Annotated in this window: 17 protein-coding genes; 10 read left to right on the forward strand and 7 right to left on the reverse strand. The window is 66.0% G+C overall.

Annotated features, from left to right (window positions below; all coding sequences use genetic code 11):
* Window positions 1–2: 2 nt before the first annotated feature.
* On the forward strand, window positions 3–935 hold the full coding sequence (locus tag IVA88_RS03650; RefSeq protein WP_247495923.1) for a GTP-binding protein: 933 nt from the start codon (window positions 3–5) through the stop codon (window positions 933–935).
* A 10-nt stretch (window positions 936–945) separates the two neighbouring features.
* Here the strand turns inward: IVA88_RS03650 and IVA88_RS03655 are convergent, their stop codons facing one another.
* Window positions 946–1,323, reverse strand: coding sequence for a tautomerase family protein (locus IVA88_RS03655; RefSeq protein ID WP_247495924.1), 378 nt, complete (start codon window positions 1,321–1,323; stop codon window positions 946–948).
* Window positions 1,324–1,434: 111 nt separating this feature from the next.
* On the opposite strand from IVA88_RS03655, the gene IVA88_RS03660 reads away from it, so the two are divergent.
* The 5 genes from IVA88_RS03660 (at window position 1,435) to IVA88_RS03680 (ending at window position 9,913) form a co-directional block, all read left to right on the forward strand.
* A complete protein-coding gene (locus tag IVA88_RS03660; protein WP_247495925.1) occupies window positions 1,435–2,034 on the forward strand; it encodes a TetR/AcrR family transcriptional regulator in 600 nt (199 codons plus the stop codon).
* 108 nt (window positions 2,035–2,142) lie between these two features.
* Entirely contained in the window at window positions 2,143–3,825 is a 1,683-nt protein-coding gene (locus IVA88_RS03665; protein ID WP_247495926.1) for a cache domain-containing protein, read from the forward strand.
* Between the two features lie 12 nt (window positions 3,826–3,837).
* Window positions 3,838–4,521, forward strand: coding sequence for an aspartate/glutamate racemase family protein (locus IVA88_RS03670; RefSeq protein ID WP_247495927.1), 684 nt, complete (start codon window positions 3,838–3,840; stop codon window positions 4,519–4,521).
* A 127-nt stretch (window positions 4,522–4,648) separates the two neighbouring features.
* Entirely contained in the window at window positions 4,649–7,948 is a 3,300-nt protein-coding gene (locus tag IVA88_RS03675; RefSeq protein WP_247495928.1) for a carboxyl transferase domain-containing protein, read from the forward strand.
* 96 nt (window positions 7,949–8,044) lie between these two features.
* Window positions 8,045–9,913, forward strand: a complete 1,869-nt coding sequence (locus tag IVA88_RS03680) for a sigma-54-dependent Fis family transcriptional regulator (RefSeq protein WP_247495929.1) — start codon at window positions 8,045–8,047, stop codon at window positions 9,911–9,913.
* Between the two features lie 185 nt (window positions 9,914–10,098).
* On the opposite strand, the gene IVA88_RS03685 is transcribed toward IVA88_RS03680, so the two are convergent.
* Window positions 10,099–10,653: a flavin reductase family protein gene (locus IVA88_RS03685; RefSeq protein WP_247495930.1), complete on the reverse strand. Its 555-nt coding sequence runs from the start codon at window positions 10,651–10,653 to the stop codon at window positions 10,099–10,101.
* Between the two features lie 56 nt (window positions 10,654–10,709).
* Window positions 10,710–11,807, reverse strand: a complete 1,098-nt coding sequence (locus IVA88_RS03690) for an LLM class flavin-dependent oxidoreductase (protein WP_247495947.1) — start codon at window positions 11,805–11,807, stop codon at window positions 10,710–10,712.
* Between the two features lie 240 nt (window positions 11,808–12,047).
* On the opposite strand from IVA88_RS03690, the gene IVA88_RS03695 reads away from it, so the two are divergent.
* The 3 genes from IVA88_RS03695 (at window position 12,048) to poxB (ending at window position 15,425) form a co-directional block, all read left to right on the forward strand.
* Window positions 12,048–12,962, forward strand: coding sequence for a 2-dehydro-3-deoxygalactonokinase (locus tag IVA88_RS03695; protein WP_247495931.1), 915 nt, complete (start codon window positions 12,048–12,050; stop codon window positions 12,960–12,962).
* A gap of 13 nt (window positions 12,963–12,975) precedes the next feature.
* A complete protein-coding gene (locus tag IVA88_RS03700; RefSeq protein WP_247495932.1) occupies window positions 12,976–13,608 on the forward strand; it encodes a 2-dehydro-3-deoxy-6-phosphogalactonate aldolase in 633 nt (210 codons plus the stop codon).
* Window positions 13,609–13,688: 80 nt separating this feature from the next.
* Window positions 13,689–15,425 (forward strand): ubiquinone-dependent pyruvate dehydrogenase, encoded by a 1,737-nt coding sequence (poxB, locus tag IVA88_RS03705; RefSeq protein ID WP_247495933.1) that lies wholly within the window; start codon window positions 13,689–13,691, stop codon window positions 15,423–15,425.
* On the opposite strand, the gene IVA88_RS03710 is transcribed toward poxB, so the two are convergent.
* Window positions 15,422–15,787 carry a hypothetical protein gene (locus IVA88_RS03710; protein WP_247495934.1) on the reverse strand — a complete coding sequence of 122 codons (366 nt, stop codon included), beginning with the start codon at window positions 15,785–15,787 and terminating at the stop codon, window positions 15,422–15,424. The genes poxB and IVA88_RS03710 overlap by 4 nt on opposite strands.
* Before the next feature lie 67 nt (window positions 15,788–15,854).
* Window positions 15,855–16,763 carry a PaaI family thioesterase gene (locus tag IVA88_RS03715; protein WP_247495935.1) on the reverse strand — a complete coding sequence of 303 codons (909 nt, stop codon included), beginning with the start codon at window positions 16,761–16,763 and terminating at the stop codon, window positions 15,855–15,857.
* A gap of 144 nt (window positions 16,764–16,907) precedes the next feature.
* Here IVA88_RS03715 and IVA88_RS03720 point away from each other — a divergent pair, with 144 nt between their 5' ends.
* Window positions 16,908–17,228: a hypothetical protein gene (locus IVA88_RS03720; RefSeq protein ID WP_247495936.1), complete on the forward strand. Its 321-nt coding sequence runs from the start codon at window positions 16,908–16,910 to the stop codon at window positions 17,226–17,228.
* A 38-nt stretch (window positions 17,229–17,266) separates the two neighbouring features.
* On the opposite strand, the gene IVA88_RS03725 is transcribed toward IVA88_RS03720, so the two are convergent.
* Together IVA88_RS03725 and IVA88_RS03730 are read right to left on the reverse strand one after the other, a co-directional pair.
* On the reverse strand, window positions 17,267–18,736 hold the full coding sequence (locus IVA88_RS03725) for an amidase (protein WP_247495937.1): 1,470 nt from the start codon (window positions 18,734–18,736) through the stop codon (window positions 17,267–17,269).
* 124 nt (window positions 18,737–18,860) lie between these two features.
* Window positions 18,861–19,973 carry a ring-opening amidohydrolase gene (locus IVA88_RS03730; RefSeq protein WP_247495938.1) on the reverse strand — a complete coding sequence of 371 codons (1,113 nt, stop codon included), beginning with the start codon at window positions 19,971–19,973 and terminating at the stop codon, window positions 18,861–18,863.
* Window positions 19,974–20,521 lie beyond the last annotated feature (548 nt).

The following is a 20,521-nucleotide window of genomic DNA, read 5'->3' on the forward strand; positions in this document are numbered from 1 at the left end:
ACATGCCGGTCCCCATTCTCCTGGTGACGGGCTTTCTGGGGGCCGGCAAGACCACTGTCGTGAACCATCTGCTGGCGCATGCGGAAGGGCGGCGGATCGCCGCGATCGTCAACGATTTTGGCGCGATCAACATCGATGCGGAGCTGATCGCGGGCGCGAGCGACGGCGTGGTCAGCCTCGCCAATGGCTGCATCTGCTGCTCGCTCGAAGGCGACCTGTTGCGCACGCTCTCGACGCTGCTGCGGCGTGATCCGAAGCCGGACTACATCGTCATCGAGACCAGCGGCGTCGCCGATCCTGCCGATATCGTCCGCAATCTGATGGACCCCGTGATCCTGCGCGAGGCGCCGCTGGAAACGGTGCTCTGCGTGATGGACGCGGCGACACCGGCGGCCGCTCTCGACGACGCGCTCCACCGTTCGCAGCTGCGCGTCGCCGACATCGTGGCGCTGAGCAAGCTGGATCTGGCGGACGAGGGCGCGGGCGGGCGAATGCGCGAGGCCATTCGGGCGCAGCGCGTCCCTGCCGTGGTGGTCGATGCGCAGCGCGGCGAGATTCCGTCCACGCTGCTGTTTCCCGCGACCGTCGATCGCGCACCCGCGCCACGCGAGCCCGGACCGCGACGGCCGGCAGAACAACGCTTCGAAACACTGAGCTGGACCTCGGACCAGCCGATCTCGCTGCCCCGCTTGCAACAGGCCATCGGTCGGCTGGCGCCAAAGCTGGCGCGGGCAAAAGGCCTGTTCGAGACCATCGAGCAGCCCGGGCGCCAGATGGTGTTTCAATTCGCCGCCGGCCGCGCCACCCTCGCCCCTGGCGATGCCGCGCCGGCGCCGGGCGTGCCGCGCGCGCGGATCGTCTTTATCGCCGAGCTCGGGGTGCTGTCGAAGGCGGAGCTCGACGAGATCATGGAGACGTGCGTTGCGGATCGGTGAAGCTGCCGCCTCAGGCGAATTGCGCGGCGCCGTGGCCGACGGACCAGTTTTCCGCGGGGGCATCGAGCACGTTGACGAACACGTCCTCGAGGCGAATGCCCGGGTTCTCGCCGAGCAGGTCCGCGATCCGCCGGTACAGGGCCTTCTTCTGCTCAGGGGTGCGCGAGGCGAACACGGTGATCTGAATCAGCACGGCGTCGTCGCTGCGCGTGACGCCGTAGGCATTGCCGCAGCGGAAGTTTGCGGCGGCATGCTCGCTGATGGTCATGAACTCGTCGCCCTCGGGCACGTTCAGCGCCTCGCGCATGGCGCGGTAGAGGCCATCGAGGATCGCCTTCCGGTAGGCTTCCGGCTTTCCGTCGCGCATCGAAATGTGGAGGAGAGGCATCGCGAAATCCTCATTGACGAAAGGGCGCATCGGCCCCAATTTGTTTTTGACGTGGCGTCAAGAACACCACGTTCTTGACGCCGTGTCAAATACTCTGGACGGGAGCAAAGGTTGAGGCCGCGCGAGTTCGACCACGACGACGTCCTGCGCATCGCGTTCGACCAATTCTGGCGCAAGGGCGTGCGCGGCACCTCGCTGTCGGACATCGCGCGCGACGCCGGCGTCCAGCGCGGCAGCCTCTACAACGCCTTCGGCAGCAAGGAGGCGCTGTTCCTCCAGGCCTATGAGCGCTACGCGGGCGACTATCTCGTCGCCCTGCAAAAGGCGCTCGGCGCGGGTTCATTGCGAAAACGCCTCACCGCGTTCTTCGACCTCACCATCACGAATTTCCGTTCCGGCACGCCGCCGCGGGGATGCCCGACCACGCGCGGACTGATGGAGCTCGGCGCGGCCGAAGGCGAGGGGTTGGACGAGGAAGCGCGTCAGGCCTTCGCGAACCTCGTGTCGCGCATCACCGCTCTGGTTCAGGACGCATTGTCGGCAGGCGCCGCGCGCGGCGAATTCAGCGGAAATTCCGCGGCCGCGGCGCTGCACATCATCACAGTGACGCGCGGCCTCGCGGTGCTCGAACGCGCCTTCGGCGACGAGGCCCAGCTGCGCAAGATCGCCGCCCACACCATCGATCTCGTGCTCGACAAGAAGGGCCGCTAGGCGTCAGCAGAAGGCGAGCGCGGTTTTGGGGAACCCGAATGCTTAAAGCTTTGCTAAGGGGCGTGGGATAAACTGGCATATCAGCCCTTCCAAATCTTGCGAGCACCGATGTTTTTCTCCCGTATCAGTTTCAAGCTGGTCCTGATTGTCGGCATCAGCCTCCTCGGCATGATCGCGCTGGCGCCGATCGCGCTCTCGACCCTGCGCGCGCAGATGATCGCGGATCGTCAGGCCAAGACGCAGCACATGGTCGACGTCGGCCATGGCATTCTGGCGCACTACCAGAAGCTCGAGAGCGAAGGAAAGCTGCCCCGCGAGCAGGCACAGGCCGGCGCGATGGCAGAGATCAAGAGCCTGCGTTACGACAAGGTCGAGTATTTCTGGCTCAACGATATGACCCCCAAGATGATCATGCATCCGATCAAGCCCGAGCTTGATGGCAAGGATCTCTCCGGGATGAAGGATCCGTCGGGCAACGCGCTGTTCGTCGGCTTCGTTGACGTCGTCAAAAAGCAGGGCGCGGGCTTCTACAGCTATCTCTGGCCGAAGCCCGGCTTCGACCAGCCGGTCGGGAAAATCTCCTATGTGAAGGGCTTTGCGCCCTGGGGTTGGATCATCGGCACCGGCATCTATCTCGACGACGTCGATGCCGTCTTCCGCCAGGCTGCGATGACCTTCGGCCTGGTGTGCCTCGTCGTGTTCGTGCTCGTGCTCGGCGCCTCCTTCGTGATCGGCCGCAGTGTGACCCGGCCGCTGGCGAAGATCACCGCGCTGACCGAGCGCCTCGCCGCCGGCGACAGTGCGTTCGAGGTGCCCTATACAGACCGCAGCAACGAGGTCGGCGCGCTCGCCAAGGCTCTTGCCGTGTTCAAGGACAACGCGTCGGAGGTGGGCCGGATGCACGCCGAACAGCAGGAGGCGAAGCAGAAGGCGGACGAGGAGAAGCGCAAGACGATGACCGACCTCGCCGGCAAGTTCGAGGCGAGCGTTCAGGCGGTCGTCCGCGACGTCTTCAACGAGGCGCGCGCGATGCAGCAGGCCGCGCAAGGCATGTCCGAGACCGCGAACAAGGCGACCGAACGTGCGAGCTTCGTCGCCACCGCCTGCCAGCAGGCCTCGAGCAACGTGCAGACGGTGGCCTCCGCCGCCGGCCAGCTGTCGTCCTCGATCACCGAGATCAGCCAGCGCGTCGCGCAGGCTGCAACCGTGGCCGACAAGGCCGCCGCCGACGGTCAGCGCACCAACGACACCGTGCAGGGGCTGGCTGCGGCCGCCCACAAGATCGGCGAGGTCATCGACCTCATCAACCAGATCGCCTCGCAGACCAATCTGCTCGCGCTCAACGCCACCATCGAGGCGGCGCGGGCCGGCGAGGCCGGCAAGGGCTTTGCGGTGGTGGCAAGCGAAGTGAAGTCGCTGGCGAGCCAGACCGCCAAGGCGACCGACGAGATCGGCGCGCAGATCTCGGCGATCCAGGCCGAGACCAATCAGGTCGTCGGCAACATCGAGAGCATCCGCAGCACCATCATGGAGGTCAACGAGATCTCCTCGTCGATCGCAGCCGCGGTGGAGGAGCAGGGCGCCGCGACCGCGGCGATCGCCCACAGCGTACGGGAGGCCGCCTCCGGCACCGACCAGGTTTCGCAGAACATCTCGGGTGTCACCGATGCGACGGCGGAGACCGGCCAGGCCGCCGGCCTCGTGCTGCAATCGAGCGGCCGCCTGTCGCAGAAGCTGCAATCGCTCGAAAACGAAGTCAGCGCTTTCGTTGCGGGGGTGCGGGCGGCCTAGTATAGCAGGAGGATGGATCACAATTCCGATCGGCACGCGCGCATCCTCCTGATCAATCCGAACAGTTCTATGGCGACCACAGCGATGATGGTCGCCATCGCAAGGTCGGCCGCATTGGACGGCTTCGACATCGACGGCGCGACCGCAACCCGTGCGCCGCAAATGATTGTGACGCCGGACGCGCTGGATGCAGCTTCCGTCGAAGTTCTGGAGATCGCGCAGTCACATCGGCATGCATGCGACGGCATCATCGTCGCGGCGTTCGGCGATCCCGGATTGGCCGGGATCAAGGCCGCGATCAAACTGCCGGCGGTCGGCATCGGCGAATCCTCGATGCTGGCAGCCGCCGAGAACGGCCGCCGCTTCGGCGTGGCGACCTCGACACCACTGCTGGAAGCGAAGATCGATGCCTTGCCGGACGGGCTGGGGCTGCGATCCTATTACACCGGCGTCCGCTTCGCGGAGGGCGATCCGCAAGACCTGATGCGCGATCCGGCGCGGCTGCGCGCAGCGCTCGCCGGCGCGGTCGAGGCCTGCATCGCGCAGGATGGCGCGGAGGCGGTCGTCATCGGTGGCGGGCCGCTGGGCGAAGCCGCGCGCGAGCTGCAGCCGATGTTCACCGTGCCGGTCATCGCCCCGATCCCGTCTGCCGTGGCGCGGATTATTCGCCTCGTCACAGCGCGCGCGACCGACTGATATTCCGGCCCGCGGGAACGGTCGTCGCGACCGGTGTCCTTGCCCTTGACGGCCTCGGCCAAAGTGACGAAGCAGAACCATCGGACCTGCCGACCCGCGTTTGGGCACGCGGGCATGGAGACGCTGCATGCCGTTCAAAAAACTCCTGATCGCCAACCGCGGCGAGATCGCCATCCGCATCGCGCGCGCCGCAGCCGACGCCGGCATTGCGACGGTCGCGATCCACCCCGCCGACGATGCGCTGTCGCTGCATGTGCGGGTCGCCGACGAGGCGGCGGAAATCCCCGGCCGCGGCGCGCGGGCCTATCTCGACATCGAGGCCGTGGTGAAGGCGGCAATGACGTCCGGCTGCGACGCCGTGCATCCCGGCTACGGCTTCCTCAGCGAGAGCGCTGAGTTTGCGAAGGCCTGCGCCGATGCAGGCATCGCCTTCGTCGGGCCGAAGGCCGCGGCGCTCGAACTGTTCGGCGACAAGGTTGCGGCGCGGCAATTGGCAAAGCGCTGTGGCGTGCCGATCATCGCCGGCACCAGCGGGCCGTCCACGCTGGAGGACATCGCGGCGTTCTTCGCCTCGCTCGGCAGCAACGCGGCGATCGTGATCAAGGCGATGGCCGGCGGCGGTGGGCGCGGCATGCGCGTGGTGGAGAGCGCATCCGATCTCGCGGAGGCGTACGCGCGCTGCCAATCCGAGGCCAAGGCTGCGTTCGGCTTCGACGGCGTCTATGCCGAGCGGTTGATCCGGCAGGCGCGCCATATCGAGGTGCAGATCATCGGCGACCGCCACGGCGCGATCTCCCATCTCTGGGAGCGCGAATGCACCATTCAGCGCCGGCACCAGAAGCTGATCGAGGTGGCGCCGAGCCCGTCGCTCAGCGACGGCTTGCGCGGCCGGATCATCGAGGCGGCGAAGCAACTCGCCGTGGCCGCGTCTTACGACAATCTCGGCACGTTCGAATTCCTGGTCGACGGCGCCGCCGAAGACAGTTTTGCCTTCATCGAGGCCAACCCGCGGCTTCAGGTCGAGCACACCGTGACGGAAGAGGTGCTCGGGCTCGACCTTGTCCGCGCCCAGCTCGCGGTCGCCGCGGGCGCCTCGCTTGCCTCGCTCGGCCTGGCGCAAGGCTCGATCCCGAAGCCGCGCGGCTATGCCCTGCAGCTCCGCGTCAACATGGAGACGCTGGACGAGCTGGGGGCGACGCACCCGACCGGCGGCGTGCTTGCCGTGTTCGAGCCGCCGTCAGGCCCCGGCGTCCGGGTCGATAGCTTCGGTTACGCCGGCTACAAGACGAGCGCCGCCTTCGACTCGCTCCTGGCAAAGGTCATCGTGCATACGCCCGGTGAAGCCTGGCACGACGTCGTCGCCAAGGCCTCGCGCGCCTTGCGCGAGTTTCGGATCGACGGCGTCATCACCAACGTCGCCTTCCTCCAGGCCGTACTGGCGCATCCCGATTTCAGGGCCAACCGCATCGCGACAGACTTCATCAATCGCAACATCGGCAAGCTCGTCGAGGCCGCGGATGGCGCGGCCAAACCACTCTATTTTGCGGCGACGGAGCGAAGCTCCGGCACCGAAGCGCATACCGCACAGATCGTGCCGGAAGGCGCGGTGATGGTCGCAGCGCCCCTGCAAGGAACCATCGTCACCATTCAGGTCAGAGAAGGCGAGATCGTGCGCCCCGGTCAGCAGCTCGCCGTGATCGAGTCCATGAAGATGGAGCATCTCGTCATGGCGGAGCAGGGCGGTCGTGTCATGAAACTCGCCGCCGGCGACGGTGTCACGCTGATGCATGGCGAGCCGATCATGTATCTGGAGCCGCTCGAGGTTGCGGCCGATGCGTCGGCAACGGAAGCCGATATCGATCTCGACCACATCCGTGCCGATCTGGCCGAACTGATCGCGCGCCAGGCCAACACGCTCGACGAAAATCGCCCGGCTTCGGTCCAGCGCCGCCGCAACACCAATCAGCGCACCGCGCGCGAGAATGTAGCGCAGCTCGTCGACGACGGCTCGTTCATGGAGTACGGCAGCCTTGCGATCGCGGCGCAGCGGCGCCGGCGCAAGCTCGACGATCTCGTCAAGAACACGCCGGCCGACGGCCTCGTCATGGGGGTCGCGACGGTCAATGCGGAGAAGTTCGGTCCTGAGGGCGGGCGCTGCATCGTCGTGGCCTACGACTATACCGTGCTCGCGGGAACGCAGGGCCACATGAACCACAAGAAGATCGACCGCATGCTGACGCTCGCGGAAGACTGGCGCGTGCCGCTGGTGTTTTATGCCGAAGGCGGCGGCGGCCGACCCGGCGATACCGACCGGCTCGGCATGACCGGGCTCGATGGTCCGTCGTTCGTGCAATTCGCAAGACTTTCGGGTCTCGTGCCGGTCATCGGTATCGTCTCCGGCTATTGCTTCGCCGGCAATGCCGCGATGCTCGGATGCTGCGATGTCATCATCGCCACCAGGAACGCCTCGATCGGCATGGGCGGTCCCGCCATGATCGAAGGCGGCGGGCTCGGCGTCTATCACCCGGCCGAGGTCGGTCCTGTTACGTTCCAGTCGCCGAACGGTGTCATCGACATTCTCGTCGAGGACGAAGAGGAGGCGACGCGCGTTGCGCAAAAATATCTGTCCTATTTCCAGGGTGCGGTGACGGAGTGGCAGGCCGCCGACCAGCGCCTGCTGCGCCGCGCGATCCCCGAGAACCGCCTGCGGGTCTACGACATCCGCAGCGTGATCGATCTCTTGGCAGACAACGATTCCGTGCTGGAGCTGCGCCGCGACTACGGTGTCGGCATGATTACCGCGTTGATCCGCATCGAAGGCAAGCCGTTCGGCCTGATCGCCAACAATCCGCGCCATCTCGGAGGTGCGATCGACGCCGATGCCGGCGACAAGGCGGCGCGCTTCCTCCAGCTCTGCGACGCCTTCGATCTGCCGATCGTCTCGCTGTGCGACACGCCCGGCTTCATGGTCGGCCCTGAGGCCGAGAAGACCGCGATCGTGCGCCACGTTTCGCGCATGTTCGTGACAGGTGCGAGCCTCACGGTGCCGCTGTTCGGCATCGTGCTGCGCAAGGGCTACGGTCTCGGGGCGCAGTCGATGATCGGCGGCGGCTTCCACGCCTCGTTCTTCACGGCGGCCTGGCCGACCGGCGAGTTCGGCGGCATGGGCCTGGAGGGCTATGTCCGCCTCGGCTTCCGCAAGGAAATGGAGGCGATCGCCGACCCCGTCGAGCGCGAGACCTATTATCGCAACAAGGTCGCCGAACTCTACGCCAACGGCAAGGCGGTTTCGATCGCCTCGGTGTTCGAGATCGACAACGTCATCGACCCCTCTGAGACGCGGCGCTGGATCATGGCAGGCCTGCGCTCGGTACCGAAGCCGCCCGCGCGGACTGCGAAGAAGCGGCCGTGCATCGATACGTGGTGAGCGCGGTGCAGCAATGACGGTGAACCCGGTTCCCGATTGACATCCCCGCCTGCGGTGCCAGACTTTGCATAATAATACAGGGTGGAGACGTCCGCGATGGCCAGCCTTTCGGCCTCGAACCATGTCGCCCGTGTCTTGTCCGTCGCCAACCGCGTGGCCGACGTCGATGCCTCTTCGCGTATTGCCAATTCCTGGCGGCGCTGCCTGGTCAGCCACAAGCTCGATCCCGCCCGCCAAGGCCCGCCGCAGACGCTGACCGAAGCCGAGATCCGTCACGTTGCCGAACCCATGGAGGAGACGATCCGGCTCGCAACACCGGAGCTCGACGATCTCGCCCGCGTGCTGCGCGATGCCGGCTATTGCGTCAACCTGGCAGACGTCAACGCGACCATGCTGTTCAGCCGTCTGCCCGGCGAAGCGGACGCAAGACTGTTCATGGACTGGAAGATCTACACCGGGTCGAATTTCTCCGAGGCCTTCGAAGGCACCAACGGGCTCGGCACGGCGCTTGCCGAGCAGAAGCCGATCCTGGTGCATCGCGACGAGCATTTTCGCGCGCAGTGGCACATGTTTTCCTGCGCCGTGACGCCGCTGTTCGACCAGGCCGGCCGGCTCGCAGGCGCCGTGAACATCACCTCCTGCCGCGAGGACCTTGAACGCACCGCGCATCAGCTTGCGCTCGCGGTGACGATGGAGGCGACGCGGCGCATGGAGGGTGCGATCTTCCGCGGTCATTTCCGCGACGCCTGGATCGCGGCCGTGCCAGGCGACGGCGGCAGCGGCCTGCTCGCCTATGACGACGATCGCCGCATCGTCGGCGCCTGCCGTTCGGCGCGCGCTCTGCTGGGTCTGACCGACGGCTTGATCGCATCCGGCATCGATCTGTCGCGCTACATCAACTTCGATCATCCCGCCGCGCGCGACGCAGACGGCTTTGTCGAGCTGCGCCGGGCCGATGGCAGTCCGCTGGGGCATGGCCTTGTCGCGCCGCCGCTGCGGGCGAGGTTGTCGACCCGTCCGCTCGGGCTGCGCCTCGATGCACCTGTCGATCGCTTCGATGCGCTGCAGCGGCTCGCCGGCCGCGACCCCGGCCTGATCAAGAGCGTGAAGCGACTTAGGAGCATCGGCGATCACAATCTGCCGGTGCTGCTGCATGGCGAGACGGGCGTCGGCAAGGATGTGTTCGCCCGTGCCATTCACGCAGCCGGTAATCGCGCGCGCCACAACTACGTCGCGCTGAACTGCGCGGCGATGCCGGAAAGCCTGATCGATGCCGAGCTGTTCGGCTACGAGGCCGGCGCCTTCACCGGCGCGCGCCGCGACGGCTCCAAGGGCCTGATCGTGCAGGCCGACGGCGGCACGCTGTTCCTCGACGAGATCGGCGACATGCCGATCGCGCTGCAGACGCGGTTGTTGCGCGTGCTGGAGAACCGCGAAGTCTGGCCGCTCGGCGCGCTGAAGCCCGCGCCGGTCGACATTCGCCTGATCAGCGCCACACATCGCGACCTCGGCCGCATGGCGGAGGAGGGCGCCTTCCGCACCGATCTCTATTTTCGCCTGCGCGGCATGGAGGTACGATTGCCGGCCCTGCGCGAGCGCGCCGACCGCGACGACGTCATCCGCCAGATCGCGAGCGAGGAAGCGCCGAACTGCCGCCTTTCGGAGGACGCCTGGTCGCTGCTGTCGGCTTATCCGTTCCCCGGGAACATGCGCCAGCTCCGGCATGTGCTGCGGCTCGCCGGCTGCACGGCGGAGGACGGCGTCATTACCGACGCCGACCTCGATCTGCCGCCGTTCGGTGGAAGGGCAACGGAGCCGGATCTGGGAGCGGCCGAACGCGCCACGATCGTGGAGGCGCTACGCAAGCATGGTGGTCGTGTGACTGAAGCGGCGCGCGCATTAAAACTCAGCCGCGCCACGCTGTATCGGAAGATCAAGCAGTTGAAGATCGAGACGGCGCAGTAGGATGTTTCCCTCTCCCCTTGTGGGAGAGGGTGGCTCGCCGCGTAGCGGCGAGACGGGTGAGGGGTCTGCTTCCGCACGTGACTCTCGTCTTCTGAATTCGCGGAGAGAACCCCTCATCCGGCGCTTCGCGCCACCTTCTCCCACAAGGGGAGAAGGGAAGAGGGCAGCGAAGTCGCGGCCGCTTCCTACGAAAAATCGCTCCAGCTCAGATGGCGCGAGTCGAGGTCGCCGACTGTGACGGTGCCGCGGATTTCGTGGGGGACGTGGAAACTGCTGCGCAGATACACGAGCGGCGCGGCTCCGTCGGAATGCGATGCGCCGCGTACCTCGCCGATGAAGATCGAATGCGTCGTCGTCTCGAATTCCTGCGCCAGCACGCAGTCGAACGCGGCGACCGCGTCCGTCAGAACGGGCGCGCCGGTCACCCCACCCGTCCATTGACCGAACGCAAAACGGTCGTCGCCATTGACGCCCTTCTGGCCGCTGAAGGTGAGCGCGAGCAGAGCATGATCCTCGTGCAGGAAGTTGACCGCGAACGCGCCTTCCTCGCGGATACGCGCATGGGCACTGGCGTTGCGGTTGACGCAGACGATTAGCGACGGAGGTGAGTCCGATAGTGAGCAGGCCGGGGTCACCGTCAGCCCCGTGCGCTTGCCGTGCTCGGCGCCGACCGTCACCAGCGCGACGGCGCCGGCGCACTGCCGCATCGCCTGCTTGAAATCCTTTGCGTCCACGCTCACGCGAAATCTCCGAAATGGATGCGGGTGCGGCACGATCGCGCCGCACCCGCATCGGGTCAAGCCGCCTTCTTCGCGGAGCCGAGATGCTTCAGGCGCGGCATCACCTCGTTCCTGAGCAGCGACAGCGAGTGATGCCAGGCTTCAGCCTTGTGCTTGTAGTCGAAGCCGAACACCAGCAGCACGCCGAAGCCGCCGACCTCCTCGTAGATCTTCTCGATTTTTTCGGCAACGGTCGCGGGCGAGCCGACGATCCAGTTCCGCTTGGCGCAATATTCGACGGTGACGTCGCTATCGGGCACATCGGGCGCGTGCTTCAAATAGTCCTTGAAGCCGAAATGGCCGAGCAGCGGCAGGAAGTACTCGCCCATCATCCGGCCCATCATGTCGCCGGTCGAGAGCTTCCACGCCTCCTCGTCGGTGTCGGCGACGAACACCTCGCGCACCAGCCGCCAATCCGCGCGGTTGGGCTTGCGTCCGGTCTTGGCGGCGCCGATCTCAACCGAATCCCAATGGCTGCCGACATAGGCCGGGTTCAAATTGAGGCTCATCGGGATAAAGCCGCGCTCGCCAGCGAGCTTCAGCGTGTCCGAGTTCTTCGACAAGCCGGCGACGCCGATCGGCGGATGCGGCGTTTGCAACGGCTTGATGTGGGGCTTGAGGAAGTCGAACATCGTGTCCGGCTTAGTCACGGTCCAGAACTTCCCCTTGTAGGTCCAGGGCGCGGGATCGCTCCACATCTTCAGAATGATCTCCAGCGCCTCGCGGGTCATGTCGCGGTTCTGTCCGCTCATGCCGTCGACGTTGAACATCGCCCAGTCGCTCGGCAGGCCGCTAGCCGCGACGCCGAAATTGAGCCGGCCGTCGGAGAGATGATCGAGCATCGCGACGCGGTTGGCGAGCTCCGCCGGGTGGTGATAGGGCAGCAGGAAGCCGCCCGGTCCGATGCGAATATTCTTGGTCTGCATCAGCGCCTGTGCGATCAGCAGATCCGGCGTGGGGTTGGGTTCCCAGGGCGCGGTGTGGTGCTCGCCGACCCAGGCTTCCTGATAGCCGAGCTCGTCGAGCCAGCGCATGACCTGCAGGTCCCAGTCGTTCCCTTCCTTCAGGCCGCACTCCGGCGGGTGCGAAGGCATCGTGAAATAGCCGATCTCCATGGGTTTCCTCATCTGATGTTGACGCGTCTTGCTGCGCGGTTCACGGACGTGAGCGGAGACGCTTTAGCAAGCGGTGTGCCACCGCTTCGCAAGCGGTGTGCCAGCGCGAGCGGCACCACAGACCTGCGAAAAAAGGCTGGTTTGCAGCGGAAATTGCCGATATCCCGGGGCGGATTTGCGGGGCCTCGTCTCATTGTCGCGAGACGGCGTCTTCCCGGTGAGACGAGGATATACGTCGAGATGACCGAACCCGCCTATGTCGCGGTGGACTGGGGCACCAGCAGCTTCAGGCTCTGGCTGATCGACCGCGCCGGCAAGGTGTTGGCGGAACGTCGCAGCGACGAGGGCATGCTGGCGGCGGCGAAGGCCGGCTTTCCCGCCGTGCTGCAATCGCATATTGCGGCAGTCGAGGCTCCCGATCATCTGCCGGTCCTCGTCTGCGGCATGGCCGGCGCGCGCCAAGGCTGGGTCGAGGCCGGCTATGTCGACACGCCGGCGCCGTTGTCGGCGATCCTGAAGCAAGCCGCGCGCGTGTCCGGCGAAGCGCGCGACATTCGCATCCTGCCAGGTATCGCGCAGCGCAACACAAAAGCGCCAGACGTGATGCGCGGTGAGGAGACGCAACTGCTCGGCGCGCTCGGTCTCGATGCCGCTGGGGAAGCGCTGGTCTGCATGCCCGGCACGCATTCGAAATGGGTGCGGCTGAAGGACGGCACGATCGCGCATTTCTCCACCTTCATGACCGGCGAGCTGTTCAGCGCGGTGACGCGTGAGACGATTTTGTCGCTTGCTGTCGCAGGCGCCGATGCGGCCGAAGATGTCGCGAGCTTCCAGGCTGCGGTGAAGGCGGCGTACCAAGCTCCGGCCTTCGCGGCCAATCTTCTGTTCGGCGCGCGGTCGCGTCAGCTGCTGTTCGGGGGTACACCGGCCGCCGCGCGCGAAACGCTGTCAGGCACGTTGATCGGCGTCGAGCTGGCGGCAGGGCTCTCCGGCGCGATGCCGAAAGCCGGCATCACGCTGATTGCCTCGGGGCGGCTCGCGATGCTGTACAGGCTGGCTTTCGACGCGCTGTCGGTCACCGTGAGCCCGGTCGATGCCGATCAAGCCGTCCGCCGCGGTCTGTCGATGGCGGCTGCCGCGATCTGGACGAAATAGAAGGACTGTTGAGATGAGCGTTCCCTTTCCGGCGATGAAGCGACCACTGGTCGCGATCCTGCGCGGCGTGAAGCCCGAGGAGACCGAGGCCATCGTCGGCGTGCTGATCGAAGCGGGCATGACCGCAATCGAGATTCCGCTGAACTCGCCGGACCCGTTCCGTTCGATCGCGACGGCGGTGAAGCAGGCGCCCGCCGGCGTGCTGATCGGTGCCGGCACGGTGCTGACGGCGGCAGACGCCGATCGGCTCAACGATGTCGGGGGCAAGCTGATGGTCTCGCCGAATGTTGACACCCAGGTGCTGGCACGCGCGCATCAGTACGGCATGGTCACGATGCCCGGCGTGTTCTCGCCGACCGAAGCGCTGCTCGCAGCGCGGTCGGGGGCATCGAGCCTGAAGTTCTTTCCGGCCAGCGTGCTCGGCGCGTCCGGCATTGCCGCGATCCGCGCCGTGCTGCCGGCCGGCGTGATGATCGCCGCCGTCGGCGGCGTCTCCGACCAGAATTTCGCGGAGTACATCAAGGGCGGCGTGACGGCGTTCGGGCTCGGCTCCAGCCTCTACAAGCCCGGCATGACGGCGGCGGACGTTGCCGCTCGCGCAAAGTTGACGATCGCGGCCTACGATCGGGCGATTGCGAAAGACTGAGCCCGCAATAAACAAGCCGTGATGTCGTCACGGTCGCGCGTTATCCTATCTTGCTGCACAAGCGAGATCAGGAGACCGACATGGCGATCAACAATGTAGCCGATCTGTTCGTGGCGACGCTCGAACAGGCCGGCGTCAAGCGCATCTACGGCATCGTCGGCGACAGCCTGAATGCGCTGACCGAAGCGCTGCGGCGGCGCGGCACGATCGAATGGATCCACGTCCGGCACGAGGAGGTCGCGGCCTTTGCCGCTGCCGGGGAAGCGGAGATGACGGGCAGCCTTGCGGTATGCGCGGGGTCGTGCGGTCCCGGCAATCTGCATCTGATCAACGGCCTGTTCGACGCACATCGCAGCCGCGTTCCCGTGCTGGCGATCGCCGCGCAAATCCCGACCGCCGAGATCGGCAGCGGCTATTTCCAGGAGACGCATCCGCAGAACCTGTTCCGCGAGTGCAGTCATTATTGCGAGCTGGTCTCCGATCCGAGTCAGCTTCCTTACGTGCTGGAAAACGCCATTCGCGCGGCGGTCGGCATGCGCGGCGTTGCCGTCGTCGCCATGCCCGGCGACGTCGCTTTCCGCAGCCCACCCAAGCGCGCGCTGTCGACGGCGCGGGGCCTTACGCTGTCGGCGCCGACAATCGTGCCGCAGGCCGATGAACTGAAGGCGCTCGCGGACCTGCTGAACGGCGCCGAGCGCATCACCTTGTTCTGCGGTCGCGGCTGCGCCGGCGCGCATGCGCCGTTGATGCAGCTGGCGGAGGCCTTGAAGAGCCCGATCGTGCATGCGCTGGGCGGCAAGGAGCATGTCGAATACGAAAATCCCTACGACGTCGGCATGACCGGCTTCATCGGCTTCTCCTCGGGCTATGCCGCCATGCACGCCTGCGACGCGCTGGTGATGCTCGGCACCGATTTTCCCTACAAGCAGTTCTTCCCGACTGATTGCCAGGTCGCGCAGATCGACATTCGCCCCGAAAATCTCGGCCGGCGCTGCAAGATCGATCTCGGCCTCGTCGGCGACGTCAAGCTCACCATCGAGGCGCTGCTGCCGCTGCTCAAGGCCAAGTCGCAGCGCAAGCATCTCGACGATGCCATCGCGCACTACAACAAGGCGCGCGAAGGTCTGGACTCGCTCGCCAGGGGCACGCCGGGAGCCAAGCCGATCCATCCGCAATATCTGGCGAAAGTCATCAGCGACCATGCGTCTGACGATGCCGTCTTCACCGCCGATGTCGGCACGCCGACGGTGTGGGCCGCGCGCTATCTCGACATGAACGGCCGCCGCCGGCTGATCGGCTCCTTCGTGCACGGCTCGATGGCCAATGCCATGCCGCAGGCGATCGGCGCGCAGGCCGCGCAGCCCGGCCGTCAGGTGATCTCGCTCTCGGGCGACGGCGGCTTCACCATGCTGATGGGCGATCTGATCACGCTGACGCAGATGAAGCTGCCCGTGAAGGTGGTCGTCTTCAACAACGGCGTGCTCGGCTTCGTCGCGCTGGAGATGAAGGCGGCGGGTTACGTCGACACCAATGTCGATCTTGAGAACCCTGATTTCGCCGCGATGGCGCGCGCGATGGGCATCTTCGCGAGACGCGTCGAGGATCCCGGCGAGCTTCCGGGCGCCATGAAGGAAATGCTGGCCCACGACGGACCGGCGCTGCTCGACGTCGTCACTGCGAAGCAGGAGCTGTCGATGCCGCCGACCATCACGCCCGAGCAGATCAAGGGCTTCAGCCTCTGGGTCTTGCGCGCGGTGATGAACGGCCGCGGCGACGAGGTGCTCGATCTCGCCAAGACAAATCTGTTGCCGCGCTAACCCCGCTTGGCAGACGGCACGGGCAGCCGCTCGTGGCGGCGCTGGAAGCGCTGCCAGTGCAGTACGCCGCCGATCAGCAGCGCCGGCACGAAGCCGAGTATGATCAGGAAATGGGGCAGCTGCTTCGGCGAGATGAAGGCGATGGCGATGTCGGAGATCAGCCACAACGCAGCGAACATCACCGCGAAATCGATGCGCGGGCAGCGCAGATAGTAGAACACGGCGGTGATGACGATGGCGGGTCCAATGGCGATGCCGATCATCACCGCCGTCAGCTCCTTCGGCGTCAGCGCGTCGAGCACCAGCGACGCCAGCAGCCAGAGCGCGGCGAACATGGCGACGATGTCGAGCGGATGCCGCAACCCAATACCTCTCGCGGGAACATGCTATCGTTGTGGCCCAGACCTTGGCCGTCAAGGGAAAATGCGCCTATTCCTCGTCGTTTCCGGGCGTCGGCCGCAGCATGAAATGGCCGAAGGCGGTGGCGATCGGCTTGTTCGCATCGTCCTGCCAGGCCCGCGCCTCGAAGGCGACGATGCGCCGGCCCTGCTTCACGATCGAGACGTTGGCGAAGGTGTCGAGCGCGCGGCCCGAGCGCAGATAGTTGACGGTTAGTCCGATCGGCTTGGGCAGTGCGGCGGCGCCGAGTTCGCGCGCCACTCCGAAGATCGCGGTGGTCTCGAGGAAGGCGCCCGTCATGCCGCCATGAATCGCGGGCAGAATCGGATTGCCGATGATCTTTGGCGAGAACGGCATCATCAGTGTGTCGTCGTCGTTGACGCGAATGCCGAGCCAGCGCGCGAACGGGCTGTTGGCGAACGGGCCATCCGGATCGTCCGGCGCCTCCAGCGACGAGATGCCGGGTGAATCCATCCTGCGGTCCGCGAGCATGTTGGTGCGGTTGGCGCCGATCATGAAGCAGGCGGTCGCGGTCGCGACCGGATCGTCCTCGGATTCCTGATAGGCGGTGGAGCGCACGAAGGCGATCGAACGCGTGGTGCGGTAGCAGACCGAATGCGCCTTGATGTCGAGGCCCGGCGTTGCCGGCTTCTGATAGTCGATACGCAGATCGAGCGTGGCGATCGCGCTTGTGCCATCAAGCGCGAGTTGCACGGCCATGCCACAGCTCTCGTCCAGCATCGCGGTGACAACGCCGCCATGCAGCACGCCGGTCTCGGTGTCGCCGACGAAGACGGGCCGGTAGGTCAGGCTGGACCAGGCCTCGCCAGGTGCGAAGCGGTCGAGCTGGAGCCCGCTGATATGGCCGTAATCGGAGCGGCGGCCCTTGATCGCCTCGGCGAGTTCCTCGAACGGAAGCGTGGTCGGTGAGCTGGACATGACGACGTTCTAGACCAGTGTCGGGCGCGGCGCAAAACCCTGAATACGCGTCCCACGGCAGGTGTGCCGGGTTTGGCCTCGACAGAGCGGGCCGAAGCAACGATGGTGGGCGCTTCGTCTATCGACTAGCCGCAAGGAGTGCCCATGGCCGACCCCGAAACGCCCGCCACCAGCCAGGGTCCCGTCATCATTTCGAGCTCGAGCTCGGAGCGGGCGCCGATCATTTATTTCGACGGTGCATCCTGCTTCGGCCACCACAACGGCGCGATCCAGATCGAACTCGCCGCGAACTTGCTGATGCCGGTCGGCGCCGCCGTCAGGGTCGACGTCGTCCAGACCGCACATCTGCGTTGCAGCGTGGCCGCGGCACTGGCTCTGCGCGAAGCGCTCGAAAAGGCGCTGGCAATGTATCAGCAGGGCCAGCAGCAGCCCCGGTCGGAGGAAATTCCCACGGTGAAGAACTGAGACAGTTAGCGGATCGCAAGTTAATGCGATCAACTCGCTCAACCCACATGCACCTTCGGCTTCCTGCCGCCGTTCCACTTGCCGTCGAACGCGCGCTCGATCTGGGCGGCGAGCTGCAGCAACAGGCCGTCATTGGCCTGCTTCGCAATCGCCTGGATGCCGAGCGGCAGGCCGTGGTTCTGCGTGGCCATCGGCATCGAGATCGCCGGCATGCCGCAGAGATTGGCGAGCGGCGTGAAGGCGAAGAAGCGCCAGAGATTGCCGAACCAGTCGAGCACGTCAGGGTTGTCGGAGATGGTGAGATATTCCCTGGTGCCGACCTTCGGCGTCGGGAGCGCGGTGATCGGCGTCAGGATCACGTCCCACTGCTCGAAGAAGGCGCCGAAGGCGCGTGAGGTCGTGTTGAACACGCCTTGCATCTTCGCCCGCTCGGCGAAGCTCGTGTGCCGGCCGGCTTCCCAGATCCGGATGTTCATGGGCTCGATGAGATCTTCCGGCGGCCGCTCCAGTCCGCGCGCGGCCAGCATGTTGGAGATCACCACGGCAAAATTCGAGATGTAGCAGGTGGTCTGCGCCGCGAACGCGGCGCGGAAGTCGAGTTCGGGCAGGGCGTACTCGACGTGATGGCCGAGGCCTTCTAGGAAACGGCCGGCCTTTTCCAGCTCGGCCGCGATCTCAGGCGTCGCGGTGTAGTCGCCCCAGCTGTGCGACAGCGCGATGCGAAGTCTTGACGGATCGCGCTTGATCATCTCGGAATAAGGCTGCGCCGTGGTCCAGAACGGCATGAACTCGCCGGGCGCCGCTCCCCTTGCATGATCGACAAAGGCGGCGGTGTCGCGCACCGAACGCGACTGGCAGCCCTGGATCGAGACGAGGCCGGTGAGATCGGACATGTGCGGGGCGAGCGAGAACACGCCGCGCGAGACCTTCAGCCCGATATTGCCGTTGACCCCGGCGGGAATGCGGATCGAGCCGCCGCCGTCGGTCGCATGCGCGATCGGCACCACGCCGGCCGCGACCATCGCGGCGCTTCCCGCGGACGAGCCGCAGGTGGTGTAGTCGGTATCCCAGGGATTGCGCGTGACATAGACGGCCGGATTGTCGGCCGAGCTGCACACGCCGAATTCCGGCGTCGTGGTGCGCCCGATCAGGTTCAGTCCGGCTTGGCGGAATTTGCCGGTCAGGAACGTGTCGGCGCTGGCGCGATTGCCGCGCATCAACAGCGAGCCCATCTCCTGGAGCCGGCCCTTCATGGTCGGGCCGAGGTCCTTCATCAGGAAGGGCAGGCCGGCGAACGGGCCGGCGAGATTGGCGCCGTCCTTGGCGGGATCGGCGATCGCGTCGTCGAACAGCTCGACCACGCCGGACAGTGCCGGATTGACCTTGGCCACGCCCGCAGCGGCCTGGCGCGCCAATTCCTTCGCCGTCAGCTCGCCCTTGCGGACACGCGCCGCCAGTCCGACGCCGTCGTGCTGCGCCCATTCGTTCCAGCTCATCGGCAAAGTCATGCGATCCCAACCTCTTTGTGCGGCGCCACTTAGTTTCGCACAGGAACACTTTAATCAACCGAGGCGGCGCGAAGGGCAGGGTTGCGCCGGATGGAGAGGTAATTCCGCATTGCATGCGCACGCATCAATTCGAGACCTTCGCGATCACCGCGATCGGCCCGCCGCCGGCGGGGCCCTGATGCTCGGCCCCGCCGGAGACATAGACCGCTCCGGAGCCGGCAAGGCCAGCGATCAAGCCGCCGACGGCAGCCCGGGCGTGGCGCGTTGAGCTGATGTCGGTGTCCTCCAGCATGGTGTGGCGAAAGCCGCGCACGCTGCCATCGGGCGAGGCCTCGGCCTTGGCGAAGATGTTGACGAGCTCGCGGCCCGTGGTGGCCTGCGGCGCGGCGCCGAGCCCAACACTCTCCAGCGCCGCAAGCACCGCGGCGGCGTCGATCGCATCGCTCATCACGGCATGCCCGATCTCGAATTCGCTCGTCGAGGAGATCGCATTGCCGAGCACGATGATGACGTTGTGCATCAGCTCGATCCCGGACGAGGTCGAGGCGACCTTCGAGAACAGATCGTAGCGTCGCAGCACGTCCTCGTTGCGTAGGTCAGGCGCAATCTCGCCGAGCGCGACCGCAACCCCGAGCGCGGAAGCGCCCCGCGAATAGGCCATCGAGCTGTAAGCGCTCGTCGTCACCGTCGTGTTGCCGCGCGCGTTCGCCGCCTCGACGCGATCACTGGTGAGCAGCGGGCACTTGATCTGCACGAAATGGATGTCGGCGGGATCGGCGATGCCGGCATCCTCCATCGCGGCCCTCACGGCGTTGGCTGTTTCCGTGATCTGAGCGGAGCGGCCGAGCTCCTCAGGGAGGAAATCCCGGGTGTGCGCCATGCCGATGCTCAGGCGCTTGCCGGACATGCCTGCCGGGCGCTGCAGAACGTCGCGGCGCGTGAACACCGTGATGTGCGGGCTGAGCACGCCCTCGGTGCCGCCAGACATCACGAAAGCGATGCGTTGCTCGACCTCCTGCGGCGACAGGCCGAGCTGCGGCGCAAGCGCCGTGCACAGCGCGGCGACGGCATATTCCCGGGTAAAATCGTTGACGCCGCCATTGCCTTCGGTCTTGCCGAGGATGGCCAGGATGGACGCCGGATCGATCGCGCCGGAGCCGATCATGCTCAGAAGGCCGGAGACGTCGCCGGGCCCCTTGGTGGCGATCCTGATGACGCCGACCGATGTCGTCCGCATTATAGTCCTCGTGTGGAGTTCGATGTCCGGCCCGTGAAACAGCCGTCGAACCAAGGCTGCTGTCAAGGTCCAGGCGGTCCGGAACTCCGTAGGCCGGAGAGCAAAGCGATATCCGGGACGGTGCGGATGCTGTCCCGGGTATTGCTACGCTCACTCGAGCTACAAGATGTCGCGTTGTCCGACGGCGAAACGCCCAATCGTGGGTCAATCTGTGCGGCTTAAAATATTCGTCTTTACCGAAGTTCGGAATTGGCGTATGTGTCACCCATCCCGGCTCACCCAAGAGGGGCGATCGTACGTCGTCACGATATGCGAGCCGGGCTTGCGGTGGACGCGGCAGCGTCGGGCGCGAGGCTAAGGGCAGGGCGGATTGCTCTCCGTGAGCCCCAACGCTTCGCGCGGACGGACGGCGCTGTCAGGTTCGTCTCATCATCAGGTCGACGGCAACGTGCACAAAGTCGTCGAAACCGGTGGTGAAATGGCGGGCCGTGCGTACGGCAAAACCGTGTGGTCCTGGCCGTCGTTGCTACGGTCAAGCTCTTGCGGAC

The sequence above is a fragment of the Bradyrhizobium sp. 149 genome (assembly GCF_023073915.1).
Lineage (GTDB): Bacteria > Pseudomonadota > Alphaproteobacteria > Rhizobiales > Xanthobacteraceae > Bradyrhizobium.

Coding starts and splice junctions, on each gene's coding strand:
- IVA88_RS03650 (WP_247495923.1), top strand. CDS start 3: ATGCCGGTCCCCATTCTCCTGGTGACGGGCTTTCTGGGGGCCGGCAAG.
- IVA88_RS03655 (WP_247495924.1), bottom strand. CDS start 1,323: ATGCCTCTCCTCCACATTTCGATGCGCGACGGAAAGCCGGAAGCCTAC.
- IVA88_RS03665 (WP_247495926.1), top strand. CDS start 2,143: ATGTTTTTCTCCCGTATCAGTTTCAAGCTGGTCCTGATTGTCGGCATC.
- IVA88_RS03670 (WP_247495927.1), top strand. CDS start 3,838: ATGGATCACAATTCCGATCGGCACGCGCGCATCCTCCTGATCAATCCG.
- IVA88_RS03675 (WP_247495928.1), top strand. CDS start 4,649: ATGCCGTTCAAAAAACTCCTGATCGCCAACCGCGGCGAGATCGCCATC.
- IVA88_RS03680 (WP_247495929.1), top strand. CDS start 8,045: ATGGCCAGCCTTTCGGCCTCGAACCATGTCGCCCGTGTCTTGTCCGTC.
- IVA88_RS03690 (WP_247495947.1), bottom strand. CDS start 11,807: ATGGAGATCGGCTATTTCACGATGCCTTCGCACCCGCCGGAGTGCGGC.
- IVA88_RS03695 (WP_247495931.1), top strand. CDS start 12,048: ATGACCGAACCCGCCTATGTCGCGGTGGACTGGGGCACCAGCAGCTTC.
- IVA88_RS03700 (WP_247495932.1), top strand. CDS start 12,976: ATGAGCGTTCCCTTTCCGGCGATGAAGCGACCACTGGTCGCGATCCTG.
- poxB (WP_247495933.1), top strand. CDS start 13,689: ATGGCGATCAACAATGTAGCCGATCTGTTCGTGGCGACGCTCGAACAG.
- IVA88_RS03715 (WP_247495935.1), bottom strand. CDS start 16,763: ATGTCCAGCTCACCGACCACGCTTCCGTTCGAGGAACTCGCCGAGGCG.
- IVA88_RS03720 (WP_247495936.1), top strand. CDS start 16,908: ATGGCCGACCCCGAAACGCCCGCCACCAGCCAGGGTCCCGTCATCATT.
- IVA88_RS03725 (WP_247495937.1), bottom strand. CDS start 18,736: ATGACTTTGCCGATGAGCTGGAACGAATGGGCGCAGCACGACGGCGTC.
- IVA88_RS03730 (WP_247495938.1), bottom strand. CDS start 19,973: ATGCGGACGACATCGGTCGGCGTCATCAGGATCGCCACCAAGGGGCCC.